At 62.8% G+C, this 19,228-nt stretch carries 15 protein-coding genes; 7 read left to right on the plus strand and 8 right to left on the minus strand.

Annotation, left to right across the window (positions count from 1 at the left end; all coding sequences use genetic code 11):
* Positions 1-75 precede the first annotated feature (75 nt).
* Positions 76-1,605, plus strand: a complete 1,530-nt coding sequence (gene glpD, locus ACXZ1M_RS26465) for a glycerol-3-phosphate dehydrogenase (RefSeq protein WP_459050576.1) — start codon at positions 76-78, stop codon at positions 1,603-1,605.
* 47 nt (positions 1,606-1,652) lie between these two features.
* Here the strand turns inward: glpD and ACXZ1M_RS26470 are convergent, their stop codons facing one another.
* The gene (locus ACXZ1M_RS26470) at positions 1,653-3,158 is read right to left on the minus strand and encodes a peptide MFS transporter (protein WP_459050577.1); all 1,506 of its coding nucleotides are present in this window, start codon (positions 3,156-3,158) and stop codon (positions 1,653-1,655) included.
* Positions 3,159-3,378: 220 nt separating this feature from the next.
* Here ACXZ1M_RS26470 and ppnN point away from each other — a divergent pair, with 220 nt between their 5' ends.
* Both ppnN and ACXZ1M_RS26480 read left to right on the plus strand, forming a co-directional pair.
* Positions 3,379-4,749, plus strand: coding sequence for a nucleotide 5'-monophosphate nucleosidase PpnN (gene ppnN / locus ACXZ1M_RS26475; RefSeq protein ID WP_459050578.1), 1,371 nt, complete (start codon positions 3,379-3,381; stop codon positions 4,747-4,749).
* 142 nt (positions 4,750-4,891) lie between these two features.
* A complete protein-coding gene (locus ACXZ1M_RS26480) occupies positions 4,892-7,555 on the plus strand; it encodes a LuxR C-terminal-related transcriptional regulator (protein ID WP_459050579.1) in 2,664 nt (887 codons plus the stop codon).
* Between the two features lie 7 nt (positions 7,556-7,562).
* Here the strand turns inward: ACXZ1M_RS26480 and ACXZ1M_RS26485 are convergent, their stop codons facing one another.
* Both ACXZ1M_RS26485 and ACXZ1M_RS26490 read right to left on the minus strand, forming a co-directional pair.
* Positions 7,563-8,345, minus strand: coding sequence for a substrate-binding periplasmic protein (locus tag ACXZ1M_RS26485; protein WP_459050580.1), 783 nt, complete (start codon positions 8,343-8,345; stop codon positions 7,563-7,565).
* Positions 8,342-9,448 carry an acyltransferase family protein gene (locus ACXZ1M_RS26490; protein ID WP_459050581.1) on the minus strand — a complete coding sequence of 369 codons (1,107 nt, stop codon included), beginning with the start codon at positions 9,446-9,448 and terminating at the stop codon, positions 8,342-8,344. The genes ACXZ1M_RS26485 and ACXZ1M_RS26490 overlap by 4 nt, the downstream gene beginning before the upstream one ends.
* A gap of 228 nt (positions 9,449-9,676) precedes the next feature.
* Between ACXZ1M_RS26490 and ACXZ1M_RS26495 the strand changes: the two genes are divergently transcribed.
* Entirely contained in the window at positions 9,677-10,747 is a 1,071-nt protein-coding gene (locus ACXZ1M_RS26495) for a GGDEF domain-containing protein (protein ID WP_459050582.1), read from the plus strand.
* Between the two features lie 203 nt (positions 10,748-10,950).
* Entirely contained in the window at positions 10,951-11,592 is a 642-nt protein-coding gene (locus ACXZ1M_RS26500; protein ID WP_459050583.1) for a hypothetical protein, read from the plus strand.
* 166 nt (positions 11,593-11,758) lie between these two features.
* Here the strand turns inward: ACXZ1M_RS26500 and ACXZ1M_RS26505 are convergent, their stop codons facing one another.
* The 5 genes from ACXZ1M_RS26505 to prfB form a co-directional block, all read right to left on the minus strand.
* Positions 11,759-12,652: a hypothetical protein gene (locus ACXZ1M_RS26505; RefSeq protein WP_459050584.1), complete on the minus strand. Its 894-nt coding sequence runs from the start codon at positions 12,650-12,652 to the stop codon at positions 11,759-11,761.
* A 23-nt stretch (positions 12,653-12,675) separates the two neighbouring features.
* Complete coding sequence (locus tag ACXZ1M_RS26510) at positions 12,676-12,864, minus strand: hypothetical protein (RefSeq protein WP_459050585.1); 189 nt, start codon at positions 12,862-12,864, stop codon at positions 12,676-12,678.
* 158 nt (positions 12,865-13,022) lie between these two features.
* Positions 13,023-14,552, minus strand: coding sequence for a lysine--tRNA ligase (gene lysS / locus ACXZ1M_RS26515; protein ID WP_459050586.1), 1,530 nt, complete (start codon positions 14,550-14,552; stop codon positions 13,023-13,025).
* Positions 14,553-14,578: 26 nt separating this feature from the next.
* On the minus strand, positions 14,579-15,247 hold the full coding sequence (locus ACXZ1M_RS26520; protein WP_459050587.1) for an HAD family hydrolase: 669 nt from the start codon (positions 15,245-15,247) through the stop codon (positions 14,579-14,581).
* A protein-coding gene (gene prfB, locus ACXZ1M_RS26525; RefSeq protein WP_459050588.1) for a peptide chain release factor 2 occupies positions 15,247-16,351 on the minus strand; the annotation gives its coding sequence in 2 pieces (ribosomal slippage) (positions 15,247-16,269 and positions 16,271-16,351; 1,104 coding nt in all). Before prfB ends, ACXZ1M_RS26520 begins: the two co-directional genes overlap by 1 nt.
* 162 nt (positions 16,352-16,513) lie before the next feature.
* On the opposite strand from prfB, the gene ACXZ1M_RS26530 reads away from it, so the two are divergent.
* Both ACXZ1M_RS26530 and ACXZ1M_RS26535 read left to right on the plus strand, forming a co-directional pair.
* The gene (locus tag ACXZ1M_RS26530; protein ID WP_459050589.1) at positions 16,514-18,538 is read left to right on the plus strand and encodes a bifunctional 2',3'-cyclic-nucleotide 2'-phosphodiesterase/3'-nucleotidase; all 2,025 of its coding nucleotides are present in this window, start codon (positions 16,514-16,516) and stop codon (positions 18,536-18,538) included.
* Complete coding sequence (locus ACXZ1M_RS26535) at positions 18,535-19,098, plus strand: tetratricopeptide repeat protein (protein ID WP_459050590.1); 564 nt, start codon at positions 18,535-18,537, stop codon at positions 19,096-19,098. Before ACXZ1M_RS26530 ends, ACXZ1M_RS26535 begins: the two co-directional genes overlap by 4 nt.
* Positions 19,099-19,228: the final 130 nt, after the last annotated feature.

Below are 19,228 nucleotides of genomic sequence, written 5' to 3' on the forward strand. Positions count from 1 at the left end.
CGATTATAGATCAAGCCTATTGTTACTTGCCGTCACTTGTCGTAACGTACAGGTATACAGCTCCAAAGGGACCATATGGCGGAACCGCAGCACACTCTCGATTGCGATGTCCTGATCATCGGCGGCGGCATCAATGGCGCCGGCATCGCCCGTGATGCGGCGGGACGCGGGCTGTCGGTGGTGCTGTGCGAGAAGGATGATCTGGCGGCGCACACCTCGTCCGCCTCGACCAAGTTGATCCACGGAGGCCTGCGCTATCTGGAGTATTACGAGTTCAACCTGGTGCGCAAGGCGCTGATCGAGCGCGAGGTGTTATTGCGCGCGGCGCCGCACATCATGTGGCCGCTGCGCTTCGTGATGCCGCACGCCCGGGGGCAGCGGCCGGCGCTGCTGATCCGCGCCGGGCTGTTCCTCTACGATATGTTGGCGCGGCGCGAGCTGTTGCCGGCCTCGGCGGGCATCAATCTGCGCAGCCATGTGGCGGGCCAGCCGCTCAAACCCGAGTTCGAGCGCGGCTTCGTGTATTCGGACGGCTGGGTGGACGACGCCCGGCTGGTGGTGCTGAACGCCATCGACGCCTGCGAAAAAGGCGCCACCATCCTGACCCAGGCCGTGTGCACCAAGCTCGAACGCAAGACGGCCGACTGGGAAGCCACGCTGTTCAAGCCGAGCTGCGGCCATATCCGCGTCAACGCGCGCTATGTGGTGAACGCGGCCGGGCCGTGGACCGCCAGCCTGCTGCACGCGGCGCTGCCGGCCAAGGGCAGCGGCCACCTGCGGCTGATCAAGGGCAGCCACATCGTGGTCAAGCGCATCTTCGAGCATGACCACGCCTACATCTTCCAGCACCCGGACGGGCGCATCGTGTTCGCCATCCCGTATGAGCAAGACTTCACGCTGATCGGCACCACCGATCTCGACTACCAGGGCGACGCCGGCCAGGTCGCCATCAGCGAGGACGAGATCGCCTACCTGTGCCAGCTGGCCAGCCAGTATTTCACCCAGCCCATCGTGCCGGCCGACGTGGTGTGGACCTATTCGGGCGTGCGCCCGCTGGTGGAGGACGGTGCCGACGCCAAGGCCGTGACGCGCGATTACCGGCTGGAAATCGATGACGGCGGCCCGCCGATCTTGTCTGTGTTCGGCGGCAAGATCACCACCTTCCGCAAGCTGGCCGAAGAGGCGGTCGACCACATCGCCAAGGCGCTGGACAACCGCCACGGCGGCTGGACCCAGAACGCCTGCCTGCCGGGCGGCGACCTGTTCGGCGCCGAGCCGCAGAACCGTTCGGTGCTGGAATTCGACGCCTGGCTGGGCGCACAGGTCGCCCGCTACAGCGGCCTGCCGCCGGCGCTGATCGCCCGCTACTGCCGCACCTACGGCACCCGCATCCACACGCTGCTGGCCGATCGCACCGACGCCGCCTCCATGGGCGAGGAAATCGCGCCCGGCCTGTACGCCACCGAAGTGGAATACCTGCGCCGCTACGAATGGGCGCGCAGCGCCCAGGACATCCTCTGGCGCCGCACCAAGCTCGGCCTCCACCTGCCGCCGGGCACGGCCGACCTGCTGCAACAGTGGCTCAATGCCCATCCGATGAAGTAATGAAAAACGGCGCCCGAGGGCGCCGTTTGAGTTGATGCGGGCGGGGATTACTTCACGCCGTGCATCAGTTTCTGGATCAGCGGGGCGACCAGGAACAGCAGCACGCCGCCGATGGTCAGGATCCAGAAGCCCTGGGTGTAGGCCGACAGCGCGGTCACCACCGACATGCCGCTTTCGCCGCTGGCGTGCGAGGCGAAGATGCCCGACAGGTTGTTGCCGATGCCGGTCGAGAGGAACCAGCCGCCCATGCCCAGGCCCACCAGGCGCGTCGGCGCCAGCTTGGTCACCATCGACAGGCCGATCGGCGACAGGCACAGCTCACCCACCGATTGGATCACGTAGACCATGAACAGGGTCCAGAACGGGATCTTGCTGTCGGCGCCGACCAGCGAGGACAGCGAGAACCACAGCAGGCCGAAGGCGCCGGCGTTGAACAGGATGCCGAGGCCGAATTTGCGCGGGATCGACGGGTTGCCGTTGCGCTTGGCCAGCCACACCCAGGTCGCCGCCACGAGCGGCGCGCAGACGATGATGGCGATCGAGTTGACGGTCTGGAACCAGGCGGTCGGGAAGGTCCAACCGCCGAAGTCGCGGCGCACGATGTTGTCGGCCAGGAAGGTGAACGAGCTGCCCGCCTGTTCGAAGAACATCCAGAACATGATGTTGAAGGTGAAGATCACCATCATGGCGATGACCTTGTCGCGCGCCACCTTGCCGTTGCGGAAGCCTTCCACCAGCAGCATCACGGCCAGCGCCAGGAACAGCGCGGTCAGCACCAGTTGCAGGGTGTTGGCGCCGACCGCCAGCAGGGCGTAGGCGACCGGGATCACGGCCAGGCAGCCCAGGCAGACGTAGACCACGCGGGCCATGCTGCCGCCGTCGGTGGCCGGGGCGCCGATGCCCTTGAGCTGGGCGCGGCCGATGTAGAACCACACCAGGCTGATCAGCATGCCGACGCCAGCGGCCATGAACACCACCTTGTACGATGGCATGCCGTCCACGCCGAAGACCTGTTCGGCCAGGATCTGGGTCAGCACCGGGGCGATCAGGGCGCCGGTGTTGATGCCCATGTAGAAGATGGTGAAGCCGGAATCACGGCGCGGGTCGGCCACCGAGTACAGCTTGCCGACCATGGTCGAGATGTTCGGTTTGAACAGCCCGTTACCGACGATGATGGTGGCCAGGCCGAACTTGAAGATGGTGTCGTCCGGGACGGCGATGGCGAACAGGCCGATGGCCATGAACACGGCGCCGACCAGGATCGAGCGCTGGTAGCCGAGCACGCGGTCGGCCACGTAGCCGCCGAACAGCGCGGCCGCATACACCAGCGCCAGGTAGGAGCCGTACAGGGCGCTGGCGGTTTGCTGGCCCGACGGGTCGCCGCCGAAGAACTGGGCCACGATGTAGAGCACCAGGGCCCACCGTATGCCGTAGAACGCGAAGCGTTCCCAGAACTCGGTCATGAACAACATCCACAGCGGGGCCGGGTGGCCCATGATCTGCTTAAATTCCGGAATCGCGGCTTCCGTAGGTTGGGTGGTCGCACCGCTCATGCGGCTTCTCCTGTAATTATGTATGGTCTATAGGAATCGGCCTCCCTTGTGGGGAGGCCAAATTGGGCGCCATTTTAATCTACAAAACGCCGTCGCCAAACTTTTTGATCGCCTTCCTGCAAAAGCGTGACATTTATGTTAATAATTGCAGCACACAAATCTTCTACTTGTCGTATATTGGTGGCGCAAGCCCCTGGAAACTGAATAGGATTTATGCATCATGGAACATGACGTTGTCGATACCCTGATTTCGCCCGAAGGACAGCTGGAAATTCTTTCGAAGGCGGAAGTGAACAAGCTGCTCGATACTAGCCAGGGCGGCCTTTATAACGTCTTCCGCAAATGCGCACTGGCCGTGCTCAATTGCGGCAGCACTATCGACGATGGAAAGGAATTGCTGGAACGGTATCAATCGTTTGACATCAGCATCGTGCAGCGCGAGCGCGGCATCAAGCTCGATATCAAGGGCGCGCCGGCCATCGCTTTTGTCGACGGCAAGATGATCAAGGGTATCCACGAGCACTTGTTCGCGGTGCTGCGCGATATCATTTTCGTCAGCAACGAGGTGACCGATAATCCGAAGTTCGACTTGGGCAAGACCGAGGGCATCACCGATGCCGTGTTCCACATCCTGCGCAACGCCGGCGTGCTGAAGCCGATGCTGACGCCGAACCTGGTGGTGTGCTGGGGCGGCCACTCGATCAACCGCGAGGAATACAATTATTCGAAGAAGGTGGGCTACGAGATGGGCCTGCGCGATCTCGACATCTGCACCGGCTGCGGCCCGGGCGCGATGAAGGGGCCGATGAAGGGCGCCACCATCGGCCACGCCAAGCAGCGCCTGCATCGCGGCCGCTACCTGGGCATCACCGAGCCGGGCATCATCGCGGCCGAGTCGCCTAACCCCATCGTCAACGAGCTGGTCATCATGCCCGACATCGAGAAGCGCCTGGAAGCGTTTGTGCGCACCGGCCACGGCATCGTGGTGTTCCCGGGCGGCGCCGGCACGGCCGAGGAGATCCTGTACATCCTCGGCATCCTGCTGCATCCCGACAACGCCGACATCCCGTTCCCGCTGCTGTTCACCGGCCCGGAGACGGCGCGCGAGTACTTCGTGCAGATCAACCAGTTCATCCACGATACGCTGGGACCGGAGGCGCAAAGCCGCTACAAGATCATCATCGACGATCCGGAACTGGTGGCGCGCGAGATGCAGGCCGGGATCAAGGCGGTGCGCGAGTTCCGCAAGTCGCGCAGCGATGCCTATTATTACAACTGGGGCTTGAAGATCGACACCGAGTTCCAGCGCCCGTTCCCGCCGACGCACGAGAACATGCGCAACCTGAGCCTGCACAAGAACCAGCCAGTGCACCTGCTGGCGGCCCACCTGCGGCGCGCCTTTTCGGGCGTGGTGGCGGGCAATGTGAAGGAGGAGGGCATCCGCGCCATCGAGCAGTTCGGCCACTTCGAGATCCATGGCGACAAGGCCATCATGGGGCCGATGGATGCGCTGCTGGCGTCCTTCGTGGCGCAGCACCGCATGAAGCTGGCCGGCAAGCCGTACACGCCGTGCTACCGCGTGGTTCAATGATGGTGTCTTGAAGTAGCAACGGAATGGCAGGAAACGTAGTTGCATTAATGAAATTATTGTTTCCTCCATTCTAAAGAATGGTGACGTTTCGTCATCCTCGGCGTAAGCTTATACAGGCTTTCATCTTGGAGAACCGGTTACCGTGCTTGACTTCGTTGCGCAAAAACTGATCCCGCCGCAAACGGCCGGCGTGCTGATGGCGCGTCCCGACGTGCTGGCCAGGCTGGCCCAGGCCGGCGGCCACCGCATCGTGCTGTTGCGGGCCCCGGCCGGCTACGGCAAGACGTCCGTGCTGCGGCTGCTGCACGCCGGCCTGGCGGCGGCCGACGCCCCGGTGGCCTGGCTGACCTTCGACCAGGCCGACCGCGATCCGGCGTGTCTGCTGCTGAGTCTGCGCGCCGCCCTGCTGGGACCGGGCGCCGACGTCGATCCCGGCGCCCCGCTGGCGGCCGTGGCGCCGCGCCTGAACGCCACCGCCGTGCGCCACCTGTTCCTGGACGACGTCGAGCACCTCGACGAGGGCGCGATCCGCCTGCTGCTGTCGGTGATCGTCGAGGTGTTGCCGCCCGACCTGCGGGTCTACCTGGGCAGCCGCGGCCTGCACCAGGTCAGCGTGGCCCAGCTCAAGGCGCGTCAGGTGCTGCTGGAGTTGAACCTGGAAAGCCTGCGCTTCGTGCCGGCCGAAACCGAAATCTATCTGCGCCAGTCCCACCTGTTCCTGACCGACGACCGCATCCGCTGGCTGCACCAGGCCACCGAAGGCTGGCCGGCGGCGATCGAGCTGCTGGTGCTGGCCTGGAAGCGCATCCAGAGCCACGCCGATGCGCTGCCCGACCTGCACGGCACGGAGGACCTGAGCGATTACCTGGCCGAGGAAGTGCTGCGCGCGCAACCGGACGAGCTGCAGGCCTTCCTGATCGCCACCGCGCCGCTGCAGTCGTTCTGCGTGGAGCTGGCCGACGCCGTGCGCGGCAGCGACGACAGCCGCGAGCTGATCGCCCGCGTGCGGCTGTCGGGCCTGCCGATCCAGCCGATCGGCGAGCACTGGTTTCGCTACCACCCGCTGTTTTCCGGCCATATCGTGCGCCATCGGCTGCCGGCTGGCGCGGCGCGCGCCCGGGTGTACCAGCGCGCGGCGCAGTGGCTGGCCGCGCACGACCGGGGCCTGGACGCCTTCGATTGCTACATCAAGGCCGGCCAGCATGAACGGGCGGCCGACGTGTTCGAAACGCTGGCCGAGACGCTGTTGGTGCGGGCCCAGTTTCCCAGCGTGACGCGCTGCTGCGACCAGTTGCCCGACGCCTTGTTGCGGCGTCGCCCGCACATCACGCGCACCTTGCTGGTAGCGCTAACCTATTCGCCGCGCCACGACGACGCGGCGCGCTGGATGGAGTATTTCCGCGAACAGGCCGCCGTGGACGGCGCCGATCCGCTGTATGGCGACTGCCAGCGCGCCTTCGAGCCGGTGCAGGCCTTCCTGGACGGCGACGTCGGGCGCGGCATCCGCCTGGCCGAGCTTTATTGGCCGGCGCAGCAACAGGCCCGCCCCTACGAGCGCGGCGTGCTGGCCACCACTTGCGCCTGCGCCTACCTGGTGCGCGGCATGCTGCCGCAGGCGGTGCAGATGCTGATCGAGGCGCGCCGCACCTGCGCCCAGTCGGGCAGCCTGACGACGATGGCGGTGGTGGTGTACCTGCAAGCCTATCTGGACGCCATGCAGGGCCGCTTCACGGCCGCGCTCGACCAGATGACGCAGATCGAGCATTTGCAGCAACAGCACAGCACCACCATCCCGGCGGCCTTCCTGTACCGCTACAGCGCCGGCCTGTTCCTGATGGTGATGTATGAGTGCAACCGCATCGACGAGGCGCAAGAGCGCATGAAGTTCGCGCGCGGCATGTCCGGCATCGGCCTGCCGTGGGATACCATGGCCGGCGTGCAGGTGACGCAGGCCAGGCTGATGGCCTTGCAGCACGGTGCGCCGGCCGCCAAGCGCTGGCTCGAATGCGAGATCATGCGGGCGCGCAAGCAGGCCACGCCGCGCTTGCGGGCGGCGCTTGAAGCCGAGTTGTCGCGGCTGGTGGTGCTGGGCGGGAACCGCGCCGGCATCGCCGGTTATGCCGCGCTGCTGAACGCCGATCCGGCCGAGGCCTGCGTCGATGACGAGGGCGGCGGGCCGCTGCCGGCCTGGATGTTTTCCAGCCAGGAGATCGACGGCGCCGGCATCGCGCAGGTGCGTCTGGCGCTGGCCGCCGGCCGCACGCAGGCGGCGCAAGCGCGGCTGCGGCGCCTGCTCAAGCAGGCCGAGGACGGCGGCCGGCGCTGGCGCGCCATCAAGCTGCGGGTGCTGCTGGCGCTGGCCGCCGCGCGCGCCGGCGACGAGCCCGAAGCGGTGGCGCGCATGGCGCTGGCGCTGGAGCACGGTGCGCAATGCGGCATGGTGCGCACCTTCCTGGACGAGGGCGAAGGCGTGCTGCGCCTGCTGGAGTTGTTGTGCGTGGCGCCGCCGTCGCCGCTGAGCAGCCTCGCCACGGCGCATCTGAATATGTTGCTGGCGTGCGGCGCCGGCGCCGGTGGCAACGGCCGGCTGCCGCACGCCGAGCTGACGGCGGCCGAGCGCAGCCTGCTGGAGCTGGTGGCGCAGGGACAGAGCAACCGCGAGGTGGCGGCCAGCCTGGGCTTGTCGATCAACACGGTGAAGTGGCATATGGCGCAGATCTTCAGCAAGTTCGGCGTGGCCAACCGCGTGCAGGCGGTCAACCTGGCGCGCCAGGCCGGCCTGCTCGGCGTGGCGCGCGGCCGCTGACGCCGTATCAGTTGGCCGGCTTGCGCTGGCCCGGCGCCGCCACCAGGGCGGCGTTGAAGCGGGCGATCAACTGGTCTTCGACGCGCTTGCTGCACATCAGGTGGCGTGCGTAGCCGGGCGGCATGTCGCGGAACGGGATCACCATGCTCTCGGTATCGCTGTTGGCGTAGTGGCGCAGGTAGTACTGGATTTCCTCGATGGGCGCAAAAGTGATCTGCGCGCGGCCGACTTCGATCATCTTCAATACCTGCGGCATGTCGGCATGGGTTTCCTGGCGCCGGGCGCGCATGGTACTGATTTCGCGGTCCAGGTAGTCGCCGTAGACAAAACCGGTCTTCAGCAGCACGGTCACGCGCGGATCGGCCAACAGCGCACGCACGGTGATGTCGCGCGGCAGCCGGATCTGCGGTCCGGCAAAACCGGCCCACGGGCTGTCGTGCGAGACCGGGCTGCTGAACTTGGTGAAGCGCAGGCGCTCCGGCGTTTTGTACCATCCCACCGAACACACGCGTTCCTGATTGGCTTTCAGGCGCACCATCTGGCGCACGGCCGGCACTTCCTTCCAGAACACCTCGATGCCGGCCTTGCGGAAGGCGTCCAGCGTGGGCTTGACGGCGATGCCGCTGATCGTGCCGTCGGCTTGCACCATCAGGTAGGGCGGGCGCTGCACGATCTGCAGTTCCAGCGGCTCGAAAGGCGCGGCTGGCGCGTCGGCCGGCCGCATGGCCAGCCAGGCCAACGCCAGCGTCGATATCAACAGCGGCAGCGGCGCCGGGGAGCGGTGCTTCATGACAGGATGCGTTTCGCGGCGGGGATGCGCACGACGGCGCGTGCCAGCAGGAAGCTGAGGACGATGCCGGCGCCGCCCGCGATCAGGAAGCGGACGCCGTTGTTGAGCGGCGCGTCCAGCAATAGCAGGCCAAGCGCGGTGACCACCGGCGGATGCACCAGGCACGCGGCATAGGCGGACTCGCTCCACCAGCGCCACGCCGGCGACGGCGACGCGCGCTGCGGCGTGCTGCGGAAGCGGTACAGCAGGTCGAGGATCAGCCCCCAGGCCAGCAGCGGTTCCCACAATGCATACCCTAGCGAGGCCCAGCCGCCCCGGTACGCCATCGCCACGTCGCCATGACTGTCGGCATAGGCGCAGGTGGCGCCGGCATACAGGCACAGCACCGGGATGGCCAGCGCCGCGATGATGCACCATGGCCGCAGGTCGTCGGCGCTGATGCGTTCCAGCCAGCGGCTGCGCGCCAGCGAGGTGCCGGCGAAGAACAGCAGGCAGGCGCTGGCCAGGCTGCCGGTTTCCAGGTCCGGCAGCGCCGGCAACTGCAGCGGCCCGCCCAGCCGCAGCACGAACGCCAGGCCCGCGCAGCACGCGGCCATTGCGAGCAGGGCGGCGAAGCCCGGCGCGCGCGGCGTGCGCAGCCGCAGTTTGAGGCGGCGTGCCTGCACCCGCCACAGCGCATACAGGGTGGACAGCAACAACAGCGCCAACAAGTACCAGCAAGGCCCCAGGTCGAACAGTTCGACGTTGTCGCGGCGCCGGGCCAGCGCCGCCGTCAGCGGACCGAGCACCACACCATACAGCAGCAGCGGCACGCCGAGCCGCAGCAGACGGTCGCGCAGGAATACGCGCCAGCCCTTGCGGGCGCAGGCGGCTGGCGTGAAGTAGCCGCTGAGCAGAAACACGCAAGCCGGCAGGAACGCCTGGTTGACCGTGGTGAAGAAGGTCAGCGGCACCTGCATCGCGGCGTCGCCGGCGGGGACGCGCAAGTACCACACGCCCGGTGCGCCGAACATCACGGCGCAATGGTGGAGGATGAATAGCCCGGTCAGCAGGACGCGGAGGTGGTCGAAGAATGCGATGGAGTGATGAGAACGGCGGATCATGTCGGGCAGTTTATTGAGCGACGCCGGGACGGCGTGGCTAGGTTGCAAATGGTAGGAGGGCGCGCGGCCAGCGGCACCATTCCAAAGAATGGAAACCCTAAAATTTGCACAATGTTGATTACATCTGTTGCCGATTCGGCGCATTTGCCGCCACCATTCTTTGGAATGGTGACAGCGGCGGCCGGCGTCGGCATCATGCGTCTCTATATTCCTGCAGGAGAAGATGTAATGCCTAACGAACGGGCGCTGTCGCCCTTGCCCGGCACGTTGAAAAAGCTGGGCGCCATCACTGCGATTCGCGACACCCAGTTGGTCGAACAGAGTTTGCTGCGCACCCTGGCGCCTATCCTCGGCGTGCTGGAGACCTCGCTGTACCGCATCAATGCGCAGCACCAGATTACCCACATCCTGCACCACTCGCGCACGGGCACGCGCGACTGCTATGGCGCCGAGCGCATTTCCGAACGCATCGATGCGATCCGCAACGAGACCAATATTCCCGAGCACATCGGCCTGTTGATCGACAACGTGCGCCTGCTGGGGCAGACCTGCAACCGGTCCGGCCCCAACGGCCTGATGTTCTGCTATCCGCTACGCAGCGGCGAGCAGCAGTGCGGCTACCTGATCTTCGAACGCCGGCGCCTGCTGACGGCGGTGGAGGATGCGGTGGTGACCGGCGTGCTGCAGGTGTATTCGAATTATTACGCGCTGCTGGACTCCAGCCAGCGCGACCGCCTGACCGGCCTGCACAACCGCTATGCAATGGAAATCAGCCTGGACCGCCTGTGGGAGGAGTTGTCGACGCAGTTGCCGCCGGCGGCCAACACGCCGGCGCCGGTGCTGGCCGCGCGCGACTGTTACTGGCTGGGCGTGCTGGATATCGACCACTTCAAGAAGATTAATGACCAGTTCGGGCATGTGATCGGCGACGAGATCCTGCTGCTGGTGTCGCGCGTGCTGGGCAAGACCTTGCGCCGCACCGACCTGCTGTTCCGCTACGGCGGCGAGGAGTTCATCGCCATCGTCGAGGCGCGCGACCTGCAGACGGCGGTGCAGTTGTTCGAGCGCTTGCGCAAGGCGGTGGAGTCGTATCGCTATCCTCAGGTGGGCCGCATCACGCTGAGCGGCGGTTTCAGCATGATCTCCACCACGGTGCTGCCAAAGTCAGTGCTGGAGCGCGCCGACCGCGCCATGTACGAAGCCAAGAAAGCCGGCCGCAACTGCGTGTTCCACTATCACACCCTGCTGAAAGAGGGCGTGCTGGAGGAACTGGAGTCGGGCAGCATCACCCTTTTCTGAGTCACTCTTGGCTCAACTCCCACGGCCGCGCCGAAATGCGCGGCCGTTTTTTTGAGGGTATGCATAGGGGAGCCATTTTCTTCCCCCTGTGGTAAACGTTCTTTTTCCAGTTCTTTTTTGTTCTTTTTTCCTCTTTTTTGAACTCCTTTATTTTTTGGAGGTCTAAAAAGGAGAAAAAAGAACAAAAGAGAGGAGAGAAAAGAATGTTTACCACAATGAGTCTGCAGCTACCCACCCATATCCTGCTCGAACTAGTTGACCAATTAAAACGTCGCGGCGGCACGCAGGACCTGTCTGAGGCCATCACCGGCGCGGTGCAATTCTGGCTGGCCGATCAAAAGAAGCAACCGAAGACTGGCGATCCCAACGGCCTGCACGGCTATCAATGGAAATGCCTCTTCCTGCCGGAAGGGACAGTGCTGCGCTCATGGAGCTATGGCGAGCACAACTATGCTTGTGTCGAAGGTGACCATATCATCCATCAAGGCAAAGAAGTCTCGCCCAATCAGTTTGCCCGCTCCTTCGCCCGCACCAACCGCAATGCGTGGGACGACTTGTTTATACGCCGCCCGGGGGACAAGCAATTCAAGCTGGCCTGCGTGCTGCGCAAAGAGATTTTGCGGGAGCAGGAAGCGCTGGCAAGGATACCCGCGCAGCCTATCGCCATCACGGCTACTACAGCAGTACCAATAGTCCCTGAGAGGCTGCCTGTCGAGCCAGCGCCGCTTACCGTATTATCCTCCACGCCACCGATTGAGCAGCGTGACACTTCGCAACGAGAAGACTGGACACTGCCCGAACGTCGAAAATGGCGTATCCGCCTTGAAGATATTGCATTCGATTAGAAATAAACTCGTCCGAAAAGCGTCTATGTCGATTTTTAAAATTATAACGATTTAAAAATCACTGTTCTTTAAGGAGTTGGAGATATGTTTTTCCTGAATTTCTATTTTCCCATGCAGCTTTGATGTGCGCAGTGAGAGCCGGTATATCACTTTCGAGCGATGATCTCTAGAGATTAGGACTATACTCCCAAACTCTTAACATGCTGTCCACATCAAAGATCTGCCCGGTACCTTCTGCGCGTATCAATGCAACAGGCTTATCAAAGGCCATACGCATTCCTAATTCAAATAATACGTTAGGATTGTGGTCAGTAAGATCTGCTACAACCAGATCTGCATTTAATAGATCATTGACGATAGTTGCTTGAATAATATCCGAACCCTCCTTCCGTGCAGTCTCGACCTTAAAGCCTGCATCGACACCAGCTGGAGTTATAAGTGCATTTAAAACTTCGCTAAAAAAACCTTTTGGCCAGTTTCCGCTTTTTTCACTGAAGGGGAGTGCAACAAATATTCTTAATTTAGTGGCTTTCAACGGACTGGCTAGAGTAATAACAGCCCCAGTATTTGAGGCATCGCCAGTTTTCTTCGGGGTGGATGGTAGGCCAGTAAGTTCGGAGAAATCTCCAAATTTTTGTATATAGCGGCAATTTTCTTGAAAAAGTCGATGGAAATCTTCGTGGAATTCGGAGTGTAATCCGAACTCGGATGTTAAAGTATTTCCGAGATATTTTAACTCTGGTAAGGTCGAGCCTTTGTAATGGTTGTAAACATCTTTAAAAATAGGGATATTAAAGAAAGCTTTTTGAAGGCTTTCTTTCTCTTCGTCGGAGTTTCCCGCGTATACGAATTGCCGTCCAATTTGGCCGAGAGATATTTTTGCGGTATCCCGTGTTCCTTCCGTGAGGCCATAGTCACGCGCGCTAGTGGCTAAATAAAAGAAAGAACTAGATTTTTCACTCCTGTCCATTGACTGGGCTACATCGGATGGGCGCCAAGGATTTCCTCCGTTGAGTTCTTTGATTTTCTGAGGAATAACAATAGCTTCTTCGATTGTCACAGTGGGAAACGGGCGTTTTGGCCTTATTGCTTTTTCCGGTGAAGGTTTTTTCTTGCTATGGTTTTTTTGGCTGCAGCAGGTTTTCTAGATTTTGGCGATCTTGCAGAAGTCGAGAGCACTTTGCTCTTGCTGGAAACGACTTTCTTGGCAGCCGAAGGTGGCGTAACAACAGGGGCGTCTAAAGTTTGTTGGTCTTTTTCCTCGTTCTGCATAAAAGCCCCTTATCAAGTTTTTTGTTAAATATTCCAAATTGATTTCAGAAAATTCCTTGACAAGGATAGTTGTTTCTTTAAGAATATTCAACTTATAGTCGTAAAAAAGCCGCTCATACCTAGGCAGAGCGGCGGTCGATGAAACGGCGTTGCGTAGATTAATCTTCGCGGCGCAGGTGCGGGAACAGCAGCACGTCGCGGATGTTCGGCGAGTCGGTGATGATCATCATCAGGCGATCGATGCCGATGCCGCAACCGCCGGCCGGCGGCATGCCGTATTCCAGTGCGCGGATGTAGTCGGCGTCGTAGAACATCGCCTCTTCATCGCCCGCATCCTTGGCCGCAACCTGCGACAGGAAACGTGCCGACTGGTCTTCGGCATCGTTCAGCTCCGAGAAGCCGTTGGCGATCTCGCGACCGACCATGAACAGTTCGAAGCGCTCGGTGATGCCTTCACGCGTATCGGAAGCGCGGGCCAGCGGCGACACTTCCACCGGGTAGTCGATGATATAGGTCGGTTCCCACAGCTGCGCTTCGGCGGTTTCTTCGAACAGCGCCAGTTGCAGTGCGCCCAAACCTGCGGTGGCGAATGGCTTGACGCCGAACTTCAGCAGTTCCTTCTTGATGAATTCCGCATCCGTCAGCTGCTCCGGCGTGTAGCCCGGTGCGTACTTGTTGATCGCGTCAACGATGGTCAGGCGATGGAATGGCTTGGCCAGATCCAGCCCGCGGCCGCCGTAGGTCAGCGTCGCGGTGCCGTGCGCGTCGATCGCGGCCTGGCGGATGATGGCTTCGGTGAAGTCCATCAGCCAGTGGTAGTCGGTGTAGGCCGCGTAGAATTCCATCATCGTGAATTCTGGATTGTGACGAACCGACACGCCTTCGTTGCGGAAGTTGCGGTTGATCTCGAACACGCGGTCAAAGCCGCCGACCACCAGACGCTTCAGGTACAGCTCCGGCGCGATACGCAGGAACATCTGCATGTCCAGCGCGTTGTGGTGGGTGATGAAAGGCTTGGCCGCCGCGCCGCCTGGAATGGCGTGCAGCATCGGCGTTTCCACTTCCATGAACTCGTTCTTTTCCATGAAACGGCGCATCGATGAAATCGCGGCGGTACGCGCCTTGAAGGTGCGGCGCGTCTCTTCGTTCATGATCAGGTCCACGTAGCGCTGGCGGTACTTGGTTTCCTGGTCGGCCAGGCCGTGGAACTTGTCCGGCAGCGGGCGCAGCGACTTGGTGATCAAGCGCAGTTCGGTGACCTTGATGGTCAGCTCATCGGTCTTGGTCTTGAACAGCGTGCCGACCACGCCCAGGATGTCGCCCAGGTCGTAGTGGTGCAGCGCGGCCATGGCGGCTTCGCCGGTCAGGTCCAGCGTGGCGTAGATCTGGATGCGGCCGTCGGCTTTCGGGCCCGAGGCATCCTGCAGCGTGGCGAAAGCGGCCTTCTTGCCGGCTTCGCGCTTCAACATCATGCGGCCTGCCAGCTTGACGGTGACCGGAGCGGCTTCTAGATCTTCGCGCGACTTCTCGCCGTATTGCGCGTGCAGGTCGGCGGCCTTGTGTTCAGGTTTGAAGTCGTTCGGGAAGGCGACGCCTTGTTCGCGGATGGCGGCCAGCTTGGCGCGGCGTTCCGCAATGATTTTGTTCTCGTCAGGCGCTGCTGCTTGTTCTTGAAGATCCGTAGTCATGGTCTTTACTTATGTTGAGGTGATGATTAATTGGTGGCGGAGGCGAACAGTTCGTCCACATCCAGCTCGCTGAAATCGCTGACGACAGCAATCACATTGTCGAATTCCTTGAACGCTTCAGCCGGCAAAGTGGTTGTCAGCACCACTGCGCGCATGCCGGCGCGGCGGGCCGCTTCCACGCCCAGCGGCGCGTCTTCGAACACGATGCTGTTGACGGGCAGGGCGCCGGCACGCTCGGCCGCCAGCAGGAACACGTCCGGATTCGGCTTGCCGCGCGCCACATCGGCGGCGCCGGCGATGGCGTGGAACTCCTTGCGCAGGTCCAGGCCGTCGAGCGTGAAGTCGATGTTCTCGTTCGGTGCGGCGGTGGCCACGGCCAGCTTGATGCCGGCCGCCTTGGCGCGCGCGATGAAGTCGACGAAGCCGGTGGTCGGCGCCAGGTGCGGCGCGTACATCTCGCGGTACAGCTCTTCCTTCTCGAAGTCGAGTGCCGCGCTTTCTGCCTTGGTCAAATGCGCGCCCATATAGGTGCTCATGATTTCATGGCCCTGGCGGCCGGCCGTGTTGCGGAAGAATTCATCCGCATCGACCGTATGGCCGCGACGCTGGAAAAACTCCAGCCACGATTTCACGTGAAAGGACATGTTGTCGACGATGGTGCCGTCCATGTCGAAGATGAATGCACGATCGGTCATTAGACGCCTTGTTTGAGCGAAGCAGAGATGAAGTCGTCGATGTCGCCGTCCAGCACACCCTTGGTGTTGCCGGTTTCGAAGTTGGTGCGCAAGTCTTTGATGCGCGACTGATCCAGCACGTACGAACGGATCTGGTGGCCCCAGCCGACGTCGGTCTTGGAGTCTTCCAGCTTCTGCTGCTCGCTCATGCGCTTGCGCAGTTCCATCTCGTACAGCTTAGCCTTCAGCATTTCCATCGCCTCAGCCTTGTTGCGGTGCTGCGAACGGTCATTCTGGCACTGAACCACGATGCCGGACGGGCCGTGGGTCAAACGCACTGCGGAGTCGGTTTTATTAATGTGCTGACCACCGGCGCCGGACGCGCGATAGGTATCGATGCGCAGGTCGGCCGGATTGATCTCGATGTCGATCGAATCATCGACTTCCGGATACACGAACAGCGACACGAATGAGGTGTGGCGGCCGCCGGCAGAGTCGAACGGCGACTTGCGCACCAGGCGGTGCACGCCGGTTTCGGTGCGCAGGAAGCCGTAGGCGTATTCGCCTTCCACCTTCAGGGTGGCGGTCTTGATGCCGGCCACCTCGCCGTCGGACTGTTCCAGGATCTCGACCTTGAAGCCTTTGCGCTCGCTATAGCGCAGGTACTGGCGCAGCAGCATGGAAGCCCAATCCTGGGCTTCGGTGCCGCCGGCGCCGGCCTGGATGTCGACGAAGCAGTTGTTCGGGTCCATCGGATTGCTGAACATGCGGCGGAATTCCATGCCTTCGATGACCTTGCGGACGTCTTCCGCATCGACGATCAGCGCTTCCAGCGTGTCGTCGTCGCCTTCTTCCTTGGCCATGTCGACCAGGTCGGCCATGTCCTTCAGGTCGGCGTTGGCCTTGGTCAGCGCGTCGACGACGGCTTCCAGCGATTTCTTTTCCTTGCCCAGTTCCTGGGCTTTCTTCGGATCGTTCCAGACGGCTGGATCTTCCAGCTCGCCGTTTACTTGTTCGAGCTTGTCGACTTTGCGATCGAAGTCAAAGATACCTCCGAAGTTCGGCTTCGCGCGTGGTCAGATCGGCGAGCAGGGAGGTAAGGGCGTTGATGCGTTCGGCTTCCATGGTTTTCTTCTTTTCTAAGGCTGAAATCAAACCTTGGATTATACCGTAAGCGGCTACGCTCTCCCAGCGCCGCGCGGCGGCAAGCGGATCGGGCGCGTAAAGCTGCCGTTTTAGCTATGAAAGGTATACAATATTGCGGCCTGTAACTTCATTTTGCTGTCCATGCGTCTTGCCCACCGTGCCTATCTTGCCGTGCCCGCCTTGTTGACCGCCTGCGCCTCCGTGCCGCAAGGCGGCCTCGGCGCGGCCCCGGCCGGCGCGGAGGCCACGCTGGCGCTGCTGGAGACCAGCGACCTGCACGCCAATGTGCTGAGTTATGATTATTACAAGCTGCAAGCCGATCCCTCCATCGGCCTGGAGCGCACCGCCACCCTGATCCGCCAGGCCCGCGCCGAATACCCGAACAATCTGTTGCTCGACAACGGCGACGCCCTGCAAGGCACGGCGCTGGCCGACTACCAGGCATTGGTCAAGCCGGTGGGCTGCGGCCAGACCGTGGCCATTTATAAAGCCATGAACCAGCTGGGTGTGGATGGCGCCGGCGTCGGCAACCACGAATTCAACTACGGCCTGGCCTACCTGAACCAGGTCACCGGCAGCCGCTTCGACGTCGACGGCGTGGCCGCCGATGCCCATGCCGCTCCCTGCGCCGGCCCGAACTTTCCCATCGTGCTGGCGAATATCTACAGCGTGAAGACCAGGCAGCCGCTGTTCGCCCCATACCGCATCCTGACGCGCCGGATCGCCGCCACCGGCCCGGACGGCAAGCCGCTGACGGCCACCATCAAGGTCGGCATCATCGGCTTCGCGCCGCCGGGCGTGCTGTCGTGGGACAAGGCATGGCTGGAAGGGAAGGTCTACGCCGAGGGCGTGCGCGAGTCGGCGCAGAAGTACATCCCGCAAATGCGCGCAGAGGGCGCCGACCTGGTGGTGGCGATCTCGCACGCCGGCATCGACGGCGCACCGTACACGCCGCAGATGGAAAACGCCAACTACTACCTGGCCCAGGTGCCCGGCATCGACGCCATGCTGACGGGCCACGCGCACCTGCCGTTCCCGAATCCGGCCAGTACGCTGGCGGCGTTCAACCTGCCCGGCGTGGACAAGGTCAAGGGCACGGTGCACGGCGTGCCGACGGTGATGGCCAACCTGTGGGGCAAGCACCTGGGCGTGATCGGCCTGCGCCTGAAGTACGACGGCAAGCGCTGGCTGGTCGATAAAGACCGCACCACGGTCGAAGCACGCGCCATCCAGAATCCGGACCGCAGCTATGTGGCCGCCGATCCCGCCATCGGCGCGCTGGTCGCCGACGAGCACGCGGCCACCATCGGCTACGTCAAGACACCGGTCGGCACCAGCGATTTCCGCATGAGCAGCTACTTTGCCGACGTCGGCGACGTCACCGCCATTGAACTGGTCAACCAGGCGCAGACGGCCTACGTGCAAGACTACGTCAAGGCCAACCTGCCGCAATACGCGGCGCTGCCGGTGCTGTCGATGGCGTCGCCGTTCAAGACCGGCGCCGCCGGCGTGGCCGACTACACCGACGTCAAGCCCGGCGCGGTGGCGCTCAACAACGCCGCCGACCTGTATCTGTACCCGAACGCGCTGCACGCGGTGAAGATCGACGGCGCCGGCCTGAAAGCCTGGCTGGAAAAATCGGCCGAACGTTTCAACCGCATCGACCCGGCCAGCAGTGCGCCGCAGGAACTGGTCAACACCGCCTTCGCCGGCTATAACTTCGACATGCTGACCAGCGCCGACGTCAGCTATCGCATCGACGTCACGCAGCCTGTCGGCCAGCGCATCGTCGATCTGCACTATAAAGGTGCGCCGCTGTCGCCGGCGCAGGAATTCCTGGTCGCGACCAATAACTACCGCGCAAGCGGCGGCGGCAACTTCCCCGGCCTGGACGGCGGCAAGACCGTGGTGGCCGCGCCGGACTCCAGCCGCGACGTGCTGATCGCCTACATCCAGAAGACCAAGCAACTGAGCCGCGCCCGCAACGGCGCCGCCCGCAGCTGGCGTTTCGCGCCGGTGGCAGCCAAGGGGGCGGTGGTGTTCCACGCCGCGCCCGGCCTGATGGACTTGGCGCGCGATGCCGGCCTGGCCGGCGTGACGCAACTGAAAACGGACGATGGCGGCGGCAAAGGCTTTGCCCTGTACGCCATCGACTTGAGCAAATGAAGCGCGCGCGCCCAGCCATCTTCACCGGCATCGCCACCGCTGCGGCCACGGCCGCCGCCATTGCGGTCGCCGTCGTCGGCCTGACGCTGCCCGGCGTCGCTTCGGCCGGTCCGGTCGAGGAGGGCCGCCTGTGCCTGCGCGGCTCGGAAGGCGTGCCGGCCAACCTGCCGCGCGCCTTTGAACTGTTCAGCGGCGCCGCCAAAAAGGGCGACGCGCAGGCGGCCTACTACCTGGGCATGATGTACCGCAACGGCATGGCCGTCGCGCGCGACCTCAAGGCCGCCGCGCACTGGCTGCAGTTCGCCGCCAACCGCCAGAACCCGGCCGCCATGTTCACGCTGGCCAAGCTGCACCTGAGCGGCGAGGGCGTCAAGCGCGACGAGCAGGCCGCGCGCCGCTGGATCGAAAAAGCGGCCGACCTGGAATATCCGGAAGCCGTGATGGCCATGGCCATCGGCCTGCGCGACGGCTCCATGGGCTTCGAGCGCAATGAAGCGCTGGCCGAAACCCAGCTGCGCTTCGCCAACCGCGCCCTCAAACACGCCACCCCAGGCATGTAATCCTTACGGCCTGCTTACACGGGCGAAGCCGCGTCGCTTGCGGTGCACAGCCCTTGCTGCAACGCCGCACAGCTATCTGTTGCTGATGATGTTCTACTAACCTACAATGTTTTTCCGATGGGGTGAGTTT

Source organism: Duganella paludis, assembly GCF_054461335.1.

Coding starts and splice junctions, on each gene's coding strand:
- ACXZ1M_RS26470 (WP_459050577.1), bottom strand. CDS start 3,158: ATGAGCGGTGCGACCACCCAACCTACGGAAGCCGCGATTCCGGAATTT.
- ACXZ1M_RS26485 (WP_459050580.1), bottom strand. CDS start 8,345: ATGAAGCACCGCTCCCCGGCGCCGCTGCCGCTGTTGATATCGACGCTG.
- ACXZ1M_RS26490 (WP_459050581.1), bottom strand. CDS start 9,448: ATGATCCGCCGTTCTCATCACTCCATCGCATTCTTCGACCACCTCCGC.
- ACXZ1M_RS26495 (WP_459050582.1), top strand. CDS start 9,677: ATGCCTAACGAACGGGCGCTGTCGCCCTTGCCCGGCACGTTGAAAAAG.
- lysS (WP_459050586.1), bottom strand. CDS start 14,552: ATGACTACGGATCTTCAAGAACAAGCAGCAGCGCCTGACGAGAACAAA.
- ACXZ1M_RS26535 (WP_459050590.1), top strand. CDS start 18,535: ATGAAGCGCGCGCGCCCAGCCATCTTCACCGGCATCGCCACCGCTGCG.
- ppnN (WP_459050578.1), top strand. CDS start 3,379: ATGGAACATGACGTTGTCGATACCCTGATTTCGCCCGAAGGACAGCTG.
- ACXZ1M_RS26520 (WP_459050587.1), bottom strand. CDS start 15,247: ATGACCGATCGTGCATTCATCTTCGACATGGACGGCACCATCGTCGAC.
- ACXZ1M_RS26530 (WP_459050589.1), top strand. CDS start 16,514: ATGCGTCTTGCCCACCGTGCCTATCTTGCCGTGCCCGCCTTGTTGACC.
- glpD (WP_459050576.1), top strand. CDS start 76: ATGGCGGAACCGCAGCACACTCTCGATTGCGATGTCCTGATCATCGGC.
- ACXZ1M_RS26500 (WP_459050583.1), top strand. CDS start 10,951: ATGTTTACCACAATGAGTCTGCAGCTACCCACCCATATCCTGCTCGAA.
- ACXZ1M_RS26510 (WP_459050585.1), bottom strand. CDS start 12,864: ATGCAGAACGAGGAAAAAGACCAACAAACTTTAGACGCCCCTGTTGTT.